The 13598-nt window shown below is 63.3% G+C and carries 18 protein-coding genes; 8 read left to right on the plus strand and 10 right to left on the minus strand.

All coding sequences use genetic code 11. The annotated features are described in order from the left end of the window. Positions 1–2 precede the first annotated feature (2 nt). Complete coding sequence (locus AC5STB_RS08640) at positions 3–644, plus strand: arylesterase (RefSeq protein ID WP_495442528.1); 642 nt, start codon at positions 3–5, stop codon at positions 642–644. Positions 645–695: 51 nt separating this feature from the next. Here AC5STB_RS08640 and AC5STB_RS08645 read toward each other — a convergent pair whose 3' ends face one another. After that, a complete protein-coding gene (locus tag AC5STB_RS08645; protein ID WP_222481805.1) occupies positions 696–905 on the minus strand; it encodes a cold-shock protein in 210 nt (69 codons plus the stop codon). Positions 906–1135: 230 nt separating this feature from the next. Next, entirely contained in the window at positions 1136–1708 is a 573-nt protein-coding gene (locus tag AC5STB_RS08650) for a L,D-transpeptidase (protein WP_495442529.1), read from the minus strand. A gap of 169 nt (positions 1709–1877) precedes the next feature. Between AC5STB_RS08650 and trxC the strand changes: the two genes are divergently transcribed. Further along, positions 1878–2303, plus strand: coding sequence for a thioredoxin TrxC (gene trxC, locus AC5STB_RS08655; protein WP_495442530.1), 426 nt, complete (start codon positions 1878–1880; stop codon positions 2301–2303). Positions 2304–2339: 36 nt separating this feature from the next. On the opposite strand, the gene AC5STB_RS08660 is transcribed toward trxC, so the two are convergent. The 5 genes from AC5STB_RS08660 to ettA form a co-directional block, all read right to left on the minus strand. Then, positions 2340–2558: a hypothetical protein gene (locus AC5STB_RS08660; protein ID WP_495442531.1), complete on the minus strand. Its 219-nt coding sequence runs from the start codon at positions 2556–2558 to the stop codon at positions 2340–2342. A gap of 146 nt (positions 2559–2704) precedes the next feature. Next, positions 2705–2995: a hypothetical protein gene (locus AC5STB_RS08665; RefSeq protein WP_495442532.1), complete on the minus strand. Its 291-nt coding sequence runs from the start codon at positions 2993–2995 to the stop codon at positions 2705–2707. 73 nt (positions 2996–3068) lie between these two features. After that, positions 3069–3443 (minus strand): eCIS core domain-containing protein, encoded by a 375-nt coding sequence (locus tag AC5STB_RS08670; protein ID WP_495442533.1) that lies wholly within the window; start codon positions 3441–3443, stop codon positions 3069–3071. Between the two features lie 223 nt (positions 3444–3666). Further along, entirely contained in the window at positions 3667–4545 is an 879-nt protein-coding gene (locus AC5STB_RS08675; RefSeq protein WP_495442534.1) for an SIR2 family protein, read from the minus strand. Between the two features lie 176 nt (positions 4546–4721). Further along, a complete protein-coding gene (gene ettA / locus AC5STB_RS08680; RefSeq protein WP_495442535.1) occupies positions 4722–6389 on the minus strand; it encodes an energy-dependent translational throttle protein EttA in 1668 nt (555 codons plus the stop codon). A 287-nt stretch (positions 6390–6676) separates the two neighbouring features. Here ettA and AC5STB_RS08685 point away from each other — a divergent pair, with 287 nt between their 5' ends. Together AC5STB_RS08685 and AC5STB_RS08690 are read left to right on the plus strand one after the other, a co-directional pair. Further along, positions 6677–7015 carry a hypothetical protein gene (locus AC5STB_RS08685; protein WP_495442536.1) on the plus strand — a complete coding sequence of 113 codons (339 nt, stop codon included), beginning with the start codon at positions 6677–6679 and terminating at the stop codon, positions 7013–7015. Between the two features lie 54 nt (positions 7016–7069). Then, entirely contained in the window at positions 7070–7600 is a 531-nt protein-coding gene (locus tag AC5STB_RS08690) for a YcnI family copper-binding membrane protein (RefSeq protein WP_495442537.1), read from the plus strand. A gap of 153 nt (positions 7601–7753) precedes the next feature. Here AC5STB_RS08690 and AC5STB_RS08695 read toward each other — a convergent pair whose 3' ends face one another. Beyond that, entirely contained in the window at positions 7754–8815 is a 1062-nt protein-coding gene (locus AC5STB_RS08695; protein WP_495442538.1) for a hypothetical protein, read from the minus strand. 139 nt (positions 8816–8954) lie between these two features. On the opposite strand from AC5STB_RS08695, the gene AC5STB_RS08700 reads away from it, so the two are divergent. Continuing rightward, positions 8955–9578, plus strand: a complete 624-nt coding sequence (locus AC5STB_RS08700) for a nicotinate-nucleotide adenylyltransferase (RefSeq protein ID WP_495442539.1) — start codon at positions 8955–8957, stop codon at positions 9576–9578. Here the strand turns inward: AC5STB_RS08700 and AC5STB_RS08705 are convergent. Next, entirely contained in the window at positions 9567–9833 is a 267-nt protein-coding gene (locus AC5STB_RS08705; RefSeq protein WP_495442540.1) for a hypothetical protein, read from the minus strand. The genes AC5STB_RS08700 and AC5STB_RS08705 overlap by 12 nt on opposite strands. On the opposite strand from AC5STB_RS08705, the gene dacB reads away from it, so the two are divergent. Together dacB and AC5STB_RS08715 are read left to right on the plus strand one after the other, a co-directional pair. Next, positions 9815–11302: a D-alanyl-D-alanine carboxypeptidase/D-alanyl-D-alanine endopeptidase gene (dacB, locus tag AC5STB_RS08710; RefSeq protein WP_495442541.1), complete on the plus strand. Its 1488-nt coding sequence runs from the start codon at positions 9815–9817 to the stop codon at positions 11300–11302. The genes AC5STB_RS08705 and dacB overlap by 19 nt on opposite strands. Positions 11303–11411: 109 nt before the next feature. Beyond that, a complete protein-coding gene (locus AC5STB_RS08715) occupies positions 11412–12131 on the plus strand; it encodes a GNAT family N-acetyltransferase (protein ID WP_495442542.1) in 720 nt (239 codons plus the stop codon). Here the strand turns inward: AC5STB_RS08715 and AC5STB_RS08720 are convergent. Further along, on the minus strand, positions 12109–12498 hold the full coding sequence (locus AC5STB_RS08720) for a winged helix-turn-helix transcriptional regulator (RefSeq protein WP_495442543.1): 390 nt from the start codon (positions 12496–12498) through the stop codon (positions 12109–12111). The genes AC5STB_RS08715 and AC5STB_RS08720 overlap by 23 nt on opposite strands. Before the next feature lie 118 nt (positions 12499–12616). Here AC5STB_RS08720 and AC5STB_RS08725 point away from each other — a divergent pair, with 118 nt between their 5' ends. Then, complete coding sequence (locus AC5STB_RS08725; protein WP_495442544.1) at positions 12617–13528, plus strand: PLP-dependent cysteine synthase family protein; 912 nt, start codon at positions 12617–12619, stop codon at positions 13526–13528. Positions 13529–13598: the final 70 nt, after the last annotated feature.

Raw genomic sequence — 13598 nt, forward strand, 5'->3', positions numbered from 1 at the left:
CGATGCGCAAGACATTGGCACTGCTGAGTTTGCTGCTTTTCACGACCCCCGCCTGGGCGGAACCACTGCGGATTACCGCCTTGGGCGACAGCCTGGTGCAGGGCTACGGGCTGCCGCAGGGGCAGGGGCTGGTGCCGCAGCTGGAGCGCTGGATGAATGAAAACGGTGCCGGCGTCACGCTGCAGAATGCAGGTGTCTCCGGCGACACCACCGCAGGCGGGGCAGAGCGCGCGGAGTGGACGCTGTCAGACAACCCTGACGGGCTGATCGTGCTCCTGGGCGGCAATGACATGCTGCGCGGGCTTGCGCCGCAGGAGGCGCGCGCCAACCTGACCCGCATCCTGGAAACCGCTGAAGCCAAGGGGATCAAGGTCCTGCTGATCGGCATGAAGGCGCCGCGCAACTACGGCCCGGACTACAAGCAGGCTTTTGACGCGATTTACCCGGAGCTTGCGGCAGAATTCGGTGCAGTTCTGCATCCGGACGCCTTTGCCGGCATCGTAGCAGCGGCGGGCAACGACCCGGCGGCGGCGCAGGCCTTTATGCAGGACGACGGTATCCACCCCAACGCCCGCGGCGTTGCGCTGAACGTGGCCGCGATCGGCCCGGCTGCCCTGCAGCTGGCGGCGGCAATACGCCCGTGAAAACAGCCCTGTCCGTCAGGGCTGTTTTATATCTCAATGCAGATCAGAGGATCAGGAGACCAGCGCGATATCCACTGCGGATTCACGGCCGTCGCGGCCTGCGCGCAGCTCATAGGTCACTTTCTGATTGTCCGCCAGGCCGGTCAGGCCGGAACGCTCAACAGCGGAAATATGGACAAAAACGTCCTTGCCGCCGTCTTCGGGTGCAATAAAGCCGTAGCCTTTGGTGGTGTTGAACCATTTGACGGTGCCAGTGGCCATCGTCGTCTTCTCCTAAGTCGTCACAGTTTTCTGCCCGCTCATGCGGCAGTCCGGCAAGGTTTGCAGATGGTCATCGCCGCGCCGTAATGGGGACAGTGATGGCATTCGCGTAACATCGCCGTGACAGAATTGGGTGCGAATCCCTTCTCGTGCAAGAAAAATGCGCTGTGACGCGGGGTTTCGGAGCCAGATCAGGCAGAACCGCGCCGATTTGGATGCCGCCGCGGCGCCTACAAAACCGTCACAACGGTGCCCAGCGGCACCCGTTCATACAGGTCCACCACATGCTCATTCATCATCCGGATGCAGCCGTTTGACACCGAATGGCCGATGGTCTGCGGCTGGTTTGTGCCGTGGATGCGGAAATAGGTGTCGATGCCGTTCTGGAACAGATACAGCGCCCGCGCGCCCAGCGGATTGTCCGGCCCGCCCGGCTGAATGTACTCATTGTCGATGAATTTGGCATAGGACCGCGGGTCGCGTTCGATCATCTCGTCGGTGGGGCGCCAGGTCGGCCATTCCTTCTTGCGCTCGATCACTGCGCGGCCGGTGAATTCCAGCCCGGCCTTGCCAACGCCGACGCCATAGCGGACCGCCTTGCGCTTGTCGGTCACGAAATAGAGGTAATAGGAGCGCGGCAGCACCAGGATCTGGCCAGGCGCAAATTCCTTGCGGATGCGCACCTCCTGCGGGGTGGGGTCAAAGGGGGCGGGGTCCTTCTTGCGGGCCAGCGCGGGCAGCGGAAGCAGCGCCGCTGCTGCCGCTGCGGTGCCCGTGGTCAGAATTTTCCGGCGTGAAAACATAGCCAAACCTCCGAACGTCAATTGCAACTCTCCCTCATCTTCCGGCGGCAGCGGCAGGCGGTCAACGGGTTTTGGCAGATGCAAAGTAAACTGTTGCGCAGGCGGCCGCCGGAGGCTTGCCCCGGCCCGATTGGCGGCTATACCGGGGGGAACAGCCAAAGGAGCCGCCATGGGCGCCAAGACCCTTACCTGCCTCGCCTGCGCCCAGCTGAACCGGGTGGCGGAGGAAAAGCTCGGCCAGAAGCCGAAATGCGGCAGCTGCGGTGCGGCGCTGATGCCGGGTAAGCCCGTGGATGTGGACCCGGCCACCCTGCAGAAGGCGCTGCAGAACGACGACCTGCCGCTGGTCGCGGATTTCTGGGCGCCCTGGTGCGGCCCCTGCCGGATGATGGCACCGGAATTTGCCAAAGCCGCCAAGGCGCTCGGCGGCACCGCGCGGCTGGTAAAGCTGAACACGCAGGACCACCCGTCCACTGGCGCCCGCTACCGGATCCGCGGTATCCCTGCGCTGATCGCTTTTGAGCGCGGCCGCGAACGCAAACGCCAGGCCGGCGCCATGCGCTCCGGGCAGATCGTGGCCTGGCTGCGCGGCTGAACGCCGGCGTTTTCTGCAAGGGTTGGAAAGCGGGGGTCAGGGGGTCTTGCCGCAGCCCGGTTCCGCACGCGCGCCCCGCGTGCCGGATCCGCCGCTGCGCCGCAGCAGCCAAGCCAGTCCCGCCAGCGTCAGCATGCCCCCCAGAAACGCGTACAGCGCCAGCAGCACCCACAGCGGCCAGCCGCCGGCCAAGGCCGCGGCGATGGTCAGCGCCAGGCTGGCCAGCATCGCCAATACAACACAGACCCAGGCCATACTGCCGGTCCCCCTCCTTTGTCAGGATAAAGGGCGGGGCAGGGCGGAACAATTATGCGAAGGGCTAGGTGCGGCGCTCCATTCGGGGGAATGCGCCAAGGTCTGCATCCCAAAGGTGGTAGGCCGCGCAGTAAGGCGCCGGGCGGTCAGGCTGTGCGGGCGGCGGTTTCAGACCCTCTGCCCGGATGCCCCGGCCCGCCGGTTCCGTCAAACAGGCTGCGGAAAAGCAGGATGGCCGTTACTGCCAGCGCCACTGCGGTGCCGGCAGCCGGGTACATCAGCAGGCTTGCCCATAGCGGCAGGCCGCCGGCTGCATAGGCCAGCACTGCCGCGGCCAGGCCCGCTATCATTCCCAGGAAAATACCGGCCCAAGCCATGATGCCTCCAACACCTTTACGTGCAAGGCGGCGTGCGTGCTCACCTGCGATATGGACCATTCTCCGGCGAAATGTGTTGGGAAAGCGTTAAGATTGTGGCGGCGGTGCGCGTATTCCTTAAAATACACTAGGCCTATTTGGAGGTGAGCGCCTGGCCGTCCTTGGCCTTGGGCATCCGGCCTTTGCCCTGCTGCAGCACATGCGCCAGCTCATGCACCAAGAGATCGGGTTTCTTGGCGTCGCCCGGTTTCATGAAGTAGATGTCATTGCCCACCGTAAACGCCTTGGCCTTCAGCTCCTTGCAGACGTCTTTGGCATTACCGCCCGTATGCACCTGCACCTTGGCGAGCTTTGCCTTGGAGAAATGCGCCTCCAGAGCTTTGCGCACATCGCCGGGCAGTTTCTTGCCCTTGGTGCCTGCCGGTTCCGTCTTCAGCTGCTTGCGCTTGGCTTTTTTGCCATTCAGCGCCTCGACCTGCGCCTTCACGTCTTCCGGTTTCACGGCCATGGGGAGATCCTTTGCAATGCTTCAATCAATACCAGGCGCGCCGGGCGCCTGAGGGGATGATAGCGCAGAGCGGGGAAAAGGCGAAACGGAGAGGGGCGGCGAGTGTTTTGCCTTCTTGGGACGTGAGGCGCCAGCCGCACGGCCTGCGCCTGACCTTCCCCCCGGGAAGGCGCATTCGCGCACTCCCAAGGTCAGACGCGGGCCGTGTGTTACAGGTTGGTTTCTACCAATCCGTAAATTCCAGAATACTGTTTGGACGAACTAATTCACACTCACCTAATGTGTCCGCCCAAAATTTTTGTCTTTTTTTTCTAGAGCCTTCACCTTTACGTTCTACGATTCTCAGTTGTGTATCGGGGTGATCCTCAAGTTTCTTCTGGATTCTACGATTGAGATGATCATCGAAACCTGAATACCCAAAGACTGTGATGCTATTTGTCTCCTTTAGCGCTCGACTTAGCATGATCCAGTAGGCGCTCAAGACAGGGGAAGCAGCGATCACACTCCTCTTGTGTTTGACATTGGTTAGGACGATGTGTCCGCTCCGATCGCCTGCCAGCAAATCGACTTCTGCAATATGTGCTTTTCGTGGAATTCCTGCTTCGTCGTCGTGAAATAGGGGTGAACCATGAAGGTGTAGATAGTAAGATGTGCGAGCTTTGCTTTGCCTATGTAAATTTTCTTTGGAGAAGCCGCCGTTTGTAAAGCCATCAATCAGGCAAGAATAGCCTTTAAAAACGCGGGTTCCAATGAAGTTGTAGTATAGCAGCTTGTCGTAGTTTAACGTCGCGACGTGAGATTTGGTGCGAACGATAAACTCTCTCAGTGGTCGGGCAAAACTCTCTGGCAGCTCCGGCCCGCCGGCATGAAACTCACACGCTGCTCTGTGCACATAGCTCCGAATTGCAGCAGGAAAACTCTTGCCTCTTTGAGAGAGCCAACCTTCATCCGTTTCAGTTTCAAGCTCATTGATTACGTCGCAGGCTGCAAGAATTTGCTGGAGTTTGTCTAGATCATCTTCTGAAGTAGGTGCACCTTCTTCTTCAACTACTTCTTCCGGTAAACAACGCCTGATCAGTTGGCGTTGTTCGTCATCCAGCACGTCGTTGTCATCCCAAGCGGACTGTAGTGCTCGCTGCAGAGAAAAGAAGTCATTATTTACGGCTCGGCCGAGCCCGTTGCCGAAAACTAATAGGCTTTTAGGCATGAAAAAACCCCGCAAAATGTTATGCGGGGTTAGTATTAGTCATTTACTGCTTGCGCAAGTTTGGGTTGTGGCTACCGCACAAACTTCTTGTGCTTCAAGCGCTTGGGCTCCAGCGCGTCGGGACCCAGGCGGCGCTTCTTGTCCTCTTCGTAGTCCTCGAAGTTGCCCTCGAACCACTCCACATGGGCGTCGCCCTCAAAGGCCAGGATGTGGGTGCAGATCCGGTCGAGGAAGAAACGGTCGTGGGAGATCACCACCGCGCAGCCGGCGAAATCGACCAGCGCGTCTTCCAGCGCCCGCAGGGTCTCCACATCCAGGTCGTTGGTCGGCTCATCCAGCAGCAGCACGTTGCCGCCCTCTTTCAACAGCCGCGCCATGTGGACCCGGTTGCGCTCACCGCCGGACAGCAGGCTCAGCGGTTTTTGCTGGTCGCCGCCCTTGAAGTTGAAGGAGGAGCAATAGGCGCGGGAGTTCACCTGCGCGTCGCCCAGCTCGATGATCTCGGCACCGCCGGAAATCGCCTCCCAGACTGTTTCATTGTCCTTCAGGTCGTCGCGCGACTGGTCGACATAGGACAGCTTCACCGTGTCGCCGTATTCCACAGTGCCGGAATCGGGCTGCTCCTGGCCGGTCAGCATCTTGAACAGGGTCGATTTACCGGCGCCGTTGGGGCCGATCACGCCGACAATGCCGCCCGGCGGCAGCGAGAACTCCAGGCCCTCGATCAGCTGCTTGTCGCCATAGTGTTTCGCCAGGCCATTGACCTCGATCACCTTGGAGCCGAGGCGCGGGCCGTTCGGGATGACGATCTGGGCACGGCCGACCTTCTCGCGTTCGGACTGGCTCGCCATCTCGTTATAGGCTTGGATACGCGCCTTGGATTTCGCCTGCCGGGCTTTCTGGCCCTGCTGCATCCATTCCAGCTCGCGCTCCAGCGTCTTCTGCTTGGCCTTGTCCTCGCGGGCTTCCTGCGCCAGGCGTTTCGCCTTCTGCTCCAGCCAGGCGGAATAGTTGCCCTCGTAGGGAATGCCGCGGCCGCGGTCGAGCTCCAGAATCCAGCCGGTGATGTCATCCAGGAAGTAGCGGTCGTGGGTGACGCAAAGGATGGTGCCCTTGTAGTCGATCAGGTGCTGCTGCAGCCAGGCGATGGTCTCGGCGTCCAGGTGGTTGGTCGGTTCGTCCAAAAGCAGCATGTCGGGGGCTTCGAGCAGCAGCTTGCACAGCGCCACGCGGCGGCGTTCACCGCCCGACAGATCCTTGATCGGCGCATCATCCGGCGGGCAGCGCAGCGCTTCCATCGACACGTCGACCTGGCTGTCCAGATCCCACAGGTTTTCCGCATCGATGGCGTCCTGCAGCTCGGTCATCTCGGCCATCAGCTCATCGGTGTAATTCTCGGCCATCTCCACCGCGATCTGGTTGAAGCGGTCGACCTTCTCTTTCTTCTCCTTGACGCCCAGCATGACGTTCTCGCGCACGCTGAGGCTCTCATCCAGCTGCGGCTCCTGCGGCAGGTAGCCGACCTTGGCGCCCTCGGCCGCCCAGGCCTCGCCGGTGAAATCCTTGTCGAGGCCGGCCATGATCTTCATCAGCGTGGACTTACCGGCGCCGTTGACGCCGACCACACCGATCTTCACGCCGGGCAGGAAGGAGAGGTGGATGTTTTCAAAGCATTTCTTGCCACCCGGGTAGGTCTTGGAGACACCCTGCATGTGGTAGACGTACTGGTAGGAGGCCATGTGCTCGCTCCGTTAAGGGGGAAAATTCGCTGGCGGGAGTGATAGCGGATGGGCGGCGGCGGGGCAATGCGGGATGCAGGCCTGTGCGAGGGGGGGCATGCGTGCACCTCCTGTACACCCCCTGTGCACCGGGCGGTGCCGTGAGGTAGCTTCCGGATTGGCTGCAACTTGCCTCCTCAGGACGTGGCGCGCGATTTCTCTCCCGCATATTGATCAAGCGCAACAAATGCCCCGCGCCCGTGCCCTAGACAGGGACCAGGAACAAGGCACATACGGGCAGAACCGCCGTGACGCAGTGGAACAGATACAGGACAGGGCTGGCGCTGGCGGCGGCGCTCTGTTTTGCGCTGCTGGCGGGATTGCATGCGGCGCGGCCCGTTGCGGCGGATCCGGGCTTTGCGGCTTTTGGCTTTGCCGCCTCTGACATCTGCGGTTTTGGCGGGAACGGCGAGACCGGCAGCTGCCCCAATTGCACCTTGGCGGCGGGCGCGATGCTGCCCCAGACGGCTGCACCAGAGCATCCCTGCCTGTTCCGCCGTTCCGCAAACGCCGGGCGCGGCGGCTGGACGGCTGCCCCCGGCCCTGTCTCGACCTATCAGGCCCGGGCCCCGCCAGCCTTCACATGACGGCTAACCGCCGGGACCCCGGCATACCTGACATGTGAAATACGGAACTGACTGATGAAACTGATGAACATCGCTTCGGCGGCGCTGCTGGCGGCTGCCCTTGGAACCGCGGCCCAGGCCCATGCCACGCTGGAACAGCAGGAGGCTGCAACCGGCAGCTTCTATAAGGGCGTGATGCGGATCGGACATGGCTGCAGCGGCGAGGCCACCCTGAAACTGCGGATCGCCATCCCAGAGGGCGTGATCTCGGTGAAACCGATGCCAAAGGCCGGCTGGACGCTGGAAACTGTCTCTGGCGACTATGCAAACAGCTACGACTACTACGGCAAGACGCTCACCTCCGGCGTCAAGGAGATCATCTGGACCGGCGAACTGCAGGACGCCTTCTATGACGAGTTCACCTTCCGCGCCAAGCTGGACGGCTCGCTGGAACCGGAACAGATGCTGTTCTTCCCCACCGTTCAGGAATGCGCCACTGGTGAAAACAGTTGGAGCGACATCCCGGCAGCAGGCCAGGACCCGCATGATCTGAAATATCCGGCCCCGGGGCTGCATCTGGCCGCCCCCGCCGCGCATACCCACTGACGCGGCCCCGCCGACAGACCGGTTTGCGGAACACCGGCAGGGGCTGGCGGCTCTGGCCCCTTGGTGTTTCGCGGTGCAGCTGCCCGTCCCATGGCGGCTGCACCATCTGCAGGCCGCGCTGCCGGCAAGCGCGGCAGCCCCGCTCCTCTCCCCTCACATCTTCCACTTCTTCTTCACATTGTCCGGCACCGGGTAGATCAGTTTGCGGTTGTCGAAGTGATGGCACTTGATGCCCTCGCTGTTGCGCTCCGCCAGGTAGCGCAGGCAGGTGGACAGCGCGTTGATGATCTTGGGGTCGGTGCGGGTGGTCACGTCCACCGCCTGGCCCGACAGATGGCGCGAGATGTACTTCCAGTTTGCCTTCTTGAACATGCAGGCGATGAAGCCCTTCTTGTCTTTTGCCTGCACGAACCCGTCCAGCTCCAGCCGCAGATCCTCGTTCTTCTTCAGGTAGGAATAGATCTTGCCGCGCTTCAGATGGCTGTTCCAGCCGCCGTACATGGCGCTGGCCTGGCCCTTCTTGTCGCGCAGGCCGGAAACCACATGGATGGTTTCGCCATAGTGGGAGGAGACCTCGTAGAGCACATCGAGGATCTTCTTCTTCACCCCTTGCGTCTTTCCTGTCAGCCGCCCCGGCTTGCACAGGCCGCCGGTGTCCACGGTCTTGATGACAGTCTCCGCCGCCTTTTTCTTGGCTTCTTTGGCGGCCTTTTCCGCTGCCTGCTTGGCGGCTTTCTGCGCGTCCTCACCCTTCTTCTCGCCCTTTGAGAAATAGCTATCGTATAGCGAGGTGGCATAATCCTCGATCTCATCCAGCAGCGCGGCCCAGCCGCCCTTGTCCAGGGATTTGGCCTTGGCCTCCTTCACCAGTGCGTCCTTGGCGGCCTTCACCGCCTTGGCCTTGGCCTCCTCCTTGGCCTTTTCGTCCTGCTTTTCCTTGGCTTTCTTCTCTGCTTTGGCCTTGCCGGGGCCTGCGTTCAGCTTCTTGATGGTGGTCTTGCCGGGGTCGATGCGGCAGTCGGGCTTGAAGCCGCAGACCTCCTGCTGGAACTGGCCGATCATCTTTTCCAGCACCGGCGACGGGGTGCCGTCGGTCTTGATCTTCTTGATCCCGGACTGGCCCGCAAAGGCATTCAGCAATACTTGGACGGCTTTGACGTCTTCGGGCAGGTTCTTGCCCTTGCGCCCGACGGAGGCGGAAAGCTTGGCAACCATGGTGAACTCGCAACTTGGCTAACAGCGGGGCAGGAACAATGCCCGTGCCAGGGAATTTTACACCCGGCCCGCGTTTCAGGCAATCTGCGCGCGGTTGTGCGCCGCCGCTGCGGGGGGTGATTGATCTCGCCCGGAAACTATGCGCATCAAGGCGTTCATGGTTTGCAAGCTGCCGCATATCCGCCCGGGCCACAGCGTCGGGCTCTTGGGGGGGTCCTTTGATCCGCCGCACCGCGGCCATGCGGCGATTTCCCATGCAGCGCTGAAACGCTTCGGCCTTGATCACCTGTTCTGGCTGGTGTCGCCGGGCAACCCGCTGAAGGCGCGCCAGCCGGCGCCGCTGGAGCGCAGGATCGCCGCCGCGGAAGACCTGATCGGGCACCCGCGCATTCACATCACCGGTATCGAGGCTGCGCTGGGCACCCGCTACACCGCCCAGACCCTGCGCCACCTGCGCCACCGCCATCCCGGCGTGCGCTTTGTCTGGCTGATGGGGGCTGACAACCTGACCCATTTCCACCGCTGGAAGGACTGGCAGCAGATCCTGGACACGGTGCCGGTGGGGGTGCTGGCGCGGCCGGGCGACCGGATCTCGGCGCGGGTTTCGCCCGCAGCCCGGATTTACCGCCATGCCATGCTGAAAGGCAGTGAAAGCCATCTGCTGGCGCGGGCGGAAAGCCCCGCCTGGTGCTTTGTGAACCTGCCGATGGTGGAGGCCAGCTCAACGGAAATCCGCGCCCGCGGCGGCTGGTCAGCGGCCTAGGGCGGCTGCGGCCAGACCGGCCGGCGGCACCACCGCCAGCCCGGCGCCGGTCAGCAGTTTCCCGCACAGGCCGCTTGCGGGGATCATTGACATGGCTGCAAACATGAGGATGAGTGCCTGAAACATGGCTGCCCGCGGTCGCAGGGCTTGCCATGGCGGAAAAGCCCGGTCCGAAAGGCGCAAAGCTGCGGATCGGGGATTGAAGAAGAGCAGCACCTGATCCAAAAATGAACAAGATGACTTCACGCCGGACATTCCTCCTTTCCGGGCTTGCCGCTTTGGCGGGCACCTCCGCGCTGGCCAATGCGCCGGCCGTCTCATTGCGGCCTGTTGCCCGCAAGGTCAGCTCGCTGGCTGCCGGCGTCGATGGCCTCAGGGCGCTGATTGAACGCGCGGGCCTGCGGGGCGAGGCGGTCTGCGCGGTGGCGGATGTGCAATCCGGCAAGCTGCTGGAAGCCTCCGGCGGGGGCGAGGCGCTGCCGCCGGCCAGCGTCGCCAAGGCGCTGACCGCGCTTTATGCGCTGGATGTGCTGGGGGCGGACCACCGGTTTGAGACCCGCATTCTCGCCACCGGCGGCGTTTCCGGCGGCGTGGTGAACGGCGACCTGATCCTGGCGGGCGGCGGCGATCCGATGCTGAACACCGACCACCTGGCATTGCTGGCGAAATCGCTCAAGACCGCCGGCGTGCGCGAGGTGCGCGGCAAGTTCCTGGTCTGGGACGGCGCGCTGCCCAGCGTTAAAACCATCGACCCGGATCAGCCTGATCATGTCGGCTATTCCCCGGCAGTGTCGGGCATCGCGCTGAATTTCAACCGGGTGCATTTCGAATGGAAACGCGCCGCCAGCGGCAGCTGGGCGATCACCATGGATGCCCGGACACAGAAATACCGGCCCGAGGTCGCCAGCGCCCGGATGGCGATCCAGTCCCGCGCGGTGCCGGTTTACACCTATGCCGAAAAAGGCGGGGTGGATCACTGGACCGTCGCCTCCAAGGCGCTGGGCAAGGGCGGCGCGCGCTGGCTGCCGGTGCGCAACCCCGCCGCCTATGCGGGTGATGTGTTCCGCACCCTGGCGCGGGCCAATGGCATCAAGCTGCCGAAGCCCAAGGAGACCCGCGCGCTGCCCTCCGCGACGCTGCTGGCGCAGCATCACAGCCCGCCGCTGGATGTGATGCTGAAGGCGATGCTGAAATACTCCAACAACCTGATGGCAGAGATGATCGGCATGTCCGCCTCTGCTGCGCGTGCGGGCCGCCCGGCCTCGCTCCGGGCCTCGGCGGATCAGATGAGCGCTTGGGCGGCCGGCAAATACGGCATGGCCGGCACCCGGCTGGTGGATCATTCCGGTCTTGGCGAAGCCTCCCGGATGACGCCCGCTGACCTGACCCGTGCGCTGGTGGCGGCCTATAAATCCGGTCAGCTGAAGCCGCTTCTGAAGCCCTTCCAGTTGCGCGATGCCAAGGGCCGCACGGCGAAGGGCCACCCGATCAAGGTTGCTGCCAAGACCGGCACGCTCAACTTTGTTTCGGGCCTGGGCGGGTTTCTGACCGCGGCCGACGGCACAGAGCTGGCCTTTGCCATCTTTACCGCCGACATGAAAACCCGCGGCCGTATTCCGCGTGCGCAGCGCGAACGCCCGCCCGGCGCCCGCAGCTGGAACCGCCGCGCCAAGAACCTGCAGCAGCAGTTGATCGAACGCTGGGGCGCGGTCTACGGCCGTTAGTGTCTGACTGGTCTGGCAGTTTTTTCCGTTACTGGACGTTTCTTGCGGGCCAGTTTGCAGGCAGACCGGCGGGCGGCACCTGCCTGCCCGGATTGCAAAGGACCAGATCATGACCGAGCGTTTCAACGAACACGGCCAGCCTATCGGTGCTGCGCTGCCGGATTGGCAGGGCGCGCGCCTGCCCGGCCACACGGGGCTGGCAGGGCGATACTGCCGGGTGGAGCCGCTGGATGCCGCCCGCCACGCCGCGGATCTGTTTGGCGCCTTCAGCCAGGACCCCAGCGGCGCGATCTGGACCTATATCCCCTGGGGGCCGTTTGGCACGGAAGCGGCGCTGCGCAATTGGATTGAAGGGGCCAGCGGCGTTGATGCGCAGCCGTATTTCGCCATCGTCAACGGTGCCAGCGGCCGGGCCGAAGGGGTTGCCAGCTACATGCGGATCAAGCCCGAACACGGCGTGATCGAGGTCGGCGGCATCACCTATGCGCCCGCCCTGCAGCGGACACCCGCCGCGACAGAGGCAATGTTCCTGATGATGGCGCGGGTGTTCAACGACCTCGGCTACCGCCGCTATGAATGGAAATGCGACGCCCTGAACGCGGCCTCCTGCCAGGCGGCAGAGCGGCTGGGCTTTGCTCACGAGGGCCTGTTCCGCCAGGCCGTCGTCTATAAGGGCCGCAACCGCGACACCGCCTGGTATGCGGTGCTGGACAGCGAGTGGCCGCGGCTGGAGGCGGCTTATGCCGAATGGCTCGATCCCGGCAATTTCGACGCTGAGGGGCAGCAGAAACAGAGCCTGAAGAGGCTTATTGAGGCCCATCGGGCGTAGGTTCCGCCACCGTCCGCCCGGTTTGCGGATCATACAGCCCGCCGCCCAGATGCGCGTGGCCCCAGCCCATGATCTGCAGCATCACGGGCTCCAGGCTGCGGCCCGCCTCCGTCAGCGCATAGCGGTAGCGCACGGGCCGGTCCTGATAGGCCTCCCGCGCCACCAGCCCCAGCGCCATCAGCCGCTTCAGCCGCTCTGACAGCAGGTTGGCGGCGATATGCTCCTCGCTCGCCTGCAGGTCCTGAAACGTATGCTTGCCGTGCCACATCAGGTCGCGCACCACCAGCAGGGTCCACTTGTCCCCCAGCACGTCCAGCGTGCGGGCAATCGAACAGCGCGAGCGGTACTTGGTCTGCGGCTGGGTCATGGCGCGGCTCCTGCGGTTCTGGCACTCCCCCACACTAAGAGACTTTCAAAATGAAAGCCACTGACGCATAGTCACTTTAATTTTGAAAGTGAGTCGCGCAGCAAGGGAGACCCGCCACATGAACGCCATCGGAAACACGCCGCTTGTGCAGTTGAAGCATCTGACCGCACCAGACATGGCCGAGGTCTGGGTGAAATGGGAGGGCGCCAACCCGACCGGCAGCATGAAGGACCGGATGGCGCTGTCGATGATCGAAGGGGCTGAGCGGCGCGGCGATCTGAAGCCCGGCGGCAAGGTGGTGGAATACACCGGCGGCAGCACCGGCAGCTCGCTGGCGATGGTCTGCGCCGCCCGCGGCTATCAGGCGCATTTCGTCTCCTCCAACGCGTTCTCGGAGGAGAAGCTGCAGACCATGCGAGCCTACGGCGCTGAGGTGGAGATCATCCACGCCGAGGGCGGCATCCTGACTGCCAGCGTGATCGACCGCACCATCGCGCGGGCCAGGGAACTGGCGGCGGAACCGGGCGTGTTCTGGACCGACCAGGTCAACAACATGGACAACAAGCGGGGCTATCACGGCATGGCGCGGGAGATCCTGTCGCAACTGGACGGGCCGGTGGATGAGTTTGTGATGGCCGCCGGCGGCGGCGGCTGCATTTCCGGCAATGCCGAGGTGCTGAAGGTGGCCAATCCCGCCACCCGCATCATTGCCATCGAGCCCTACCACGTGCGCAATCTGTCGGGCGGCGACACCAGCGGCACCCACCAGCTGGAGGGGATCGGCCTCTCCTTCCTGCCCAAGATCCTGCGCCGCGACCTGATTGACGATGTGGTGCCGGTCCGGGATGAAGACGCCTTTGCTGGCGCCCGAATGCTGGCACAGCAGGAGGGGCTGCTGGGCGGCATCACCTCCGGCGCCAACATCTGGGCGGCGCTGCAGCGGGCGCGCGAACTGGGGCCGGGCAAACGGGTGGTCACCGTGGTGATCGACACCGGGCTGCGTTACCTGAACTCTGCGCTGTACCGCTGACCGGAGTGGCAAAGACGTGAAGCCAGGGGAGCGCGCAGAGGTTTGACATTGCACAACTCAGGCTAGTTTC

Source organism: Leisingera sp. CC-HEC093 (assembly GCF_059429195.1).

Bases quoted from the DNA above. Each gene is read 5' to 3' on its own strand.
- AC5STB_RS08690 (WP_495442537.1), top strand. From the start codon at position 7,070: ATGAAACTGATGAACATCGCTTCGGCGGCGCTGCTGGCGGCTGCCCTT.
- ettA (WP_495442535.1), bottom strand. From the start codon at position 6,389: ATGGCCTCCTACCAGTACGTCTACCACATGCAGGGTGTCTCCAAGACC.
- AC5STB_RS08720 (WP_495442543.1), bottom strand. From the start codon at position 12,498: ATGACCCAGCCGCAGACCAAGTACCGCTCGCGCTGTTCGATTGCCCGC.
- dacB (WP_495442541.1), top strand. From the start codon at position 9,815: ATGACTTCACGCCGGACATTCCTCCTTTCCGGGCTTGCCGCTTTGGCG.
- AC5STB_RS08700 (WP_495442539.1), top strand. From the start codon at position 8,955: ATGCGCATCAAGGCGTTCATGGTTTGCAAGCTGCCGCATATCCGCCCG.
- AC5STB_RS08645 (WP_222481805.1), bottom strand. From the start codon at position 905: ATGGCCACTGGCACCGTCAAATGGTTCAACACCACCAAAGGCTACGGC.
- AC5STB_RS08665 (WP_495442532.1), bottom strand. From the start codon at position 2,995: ATGGTCCATATCGCAGGTGAGCACGCACGCCGCCTTGCACGTAAAGGT.
- AC5STB_RS08670 (WP_495442533.1), bottom strand. From the start codon at position 3,443: ATGGCCGTGAAACCGGAAGACGTGAAGGCGCAGGTCGAGGCGCTGAAT.
- AC5STB_RS08650 (WP_495442529.1), bottom strand. From the start codon at position 1,708: ATGTTTTCACGCCGGAAAATTCTGACCACGGGCACCGCAGCGGCAGCA.
- AC5STB_RS08640 (WP_495442528.1), top strand. From the start codon at position 3: ATGCGCAAGACATTGGCACTGCTGAGTTTGCTGCTTTTCACGACCCCC.
- AC5STB_RS08695 (WP_495442538.1), bottom strand. From the start codon at position 8,815: ATGGTTGCCAAGCTTTCCGCCTCCGTCGGGCGCAAGGGCAAGAACCTG.
- AC5STB_RS08660 (WP_495442531.1), bottom strand. From the start codon at position 2,558: ATGGCCTGGGTCTGTGTTGTATTGGCGATGCTGGCCAGCCTGGCGCTG.
- AC5STB_RS08715 (WP_495442542.1), top strand. From the start codon at position 11,412: ATGACCGAGCGTTTCAACGAACACGGCCAGCCTATCGGTGCTGCGCTG.
- AC5STB_RS08725 (WP_495442544.1), top strand. From the start codon at position 12,617: ATGAACGCCATCGGAAACACGCCGCTTGTGCAGTTGAAGCATCTGACC.
- AC5STB_RS08705 (WP_495442540.1), bottom strand. From the start codon at position 9,833: ATGTCCGGCGTGAAGTCATCTTGTTCATTTTTGGATCAGGTGCTGCTC.
- trxC (WP_495442530.1), top strand. From the start codon at position 1,878: ATGGGCGCCAAGACCCTTACCTGCCTCGCCTGCGCCCAGCTGAACCGG.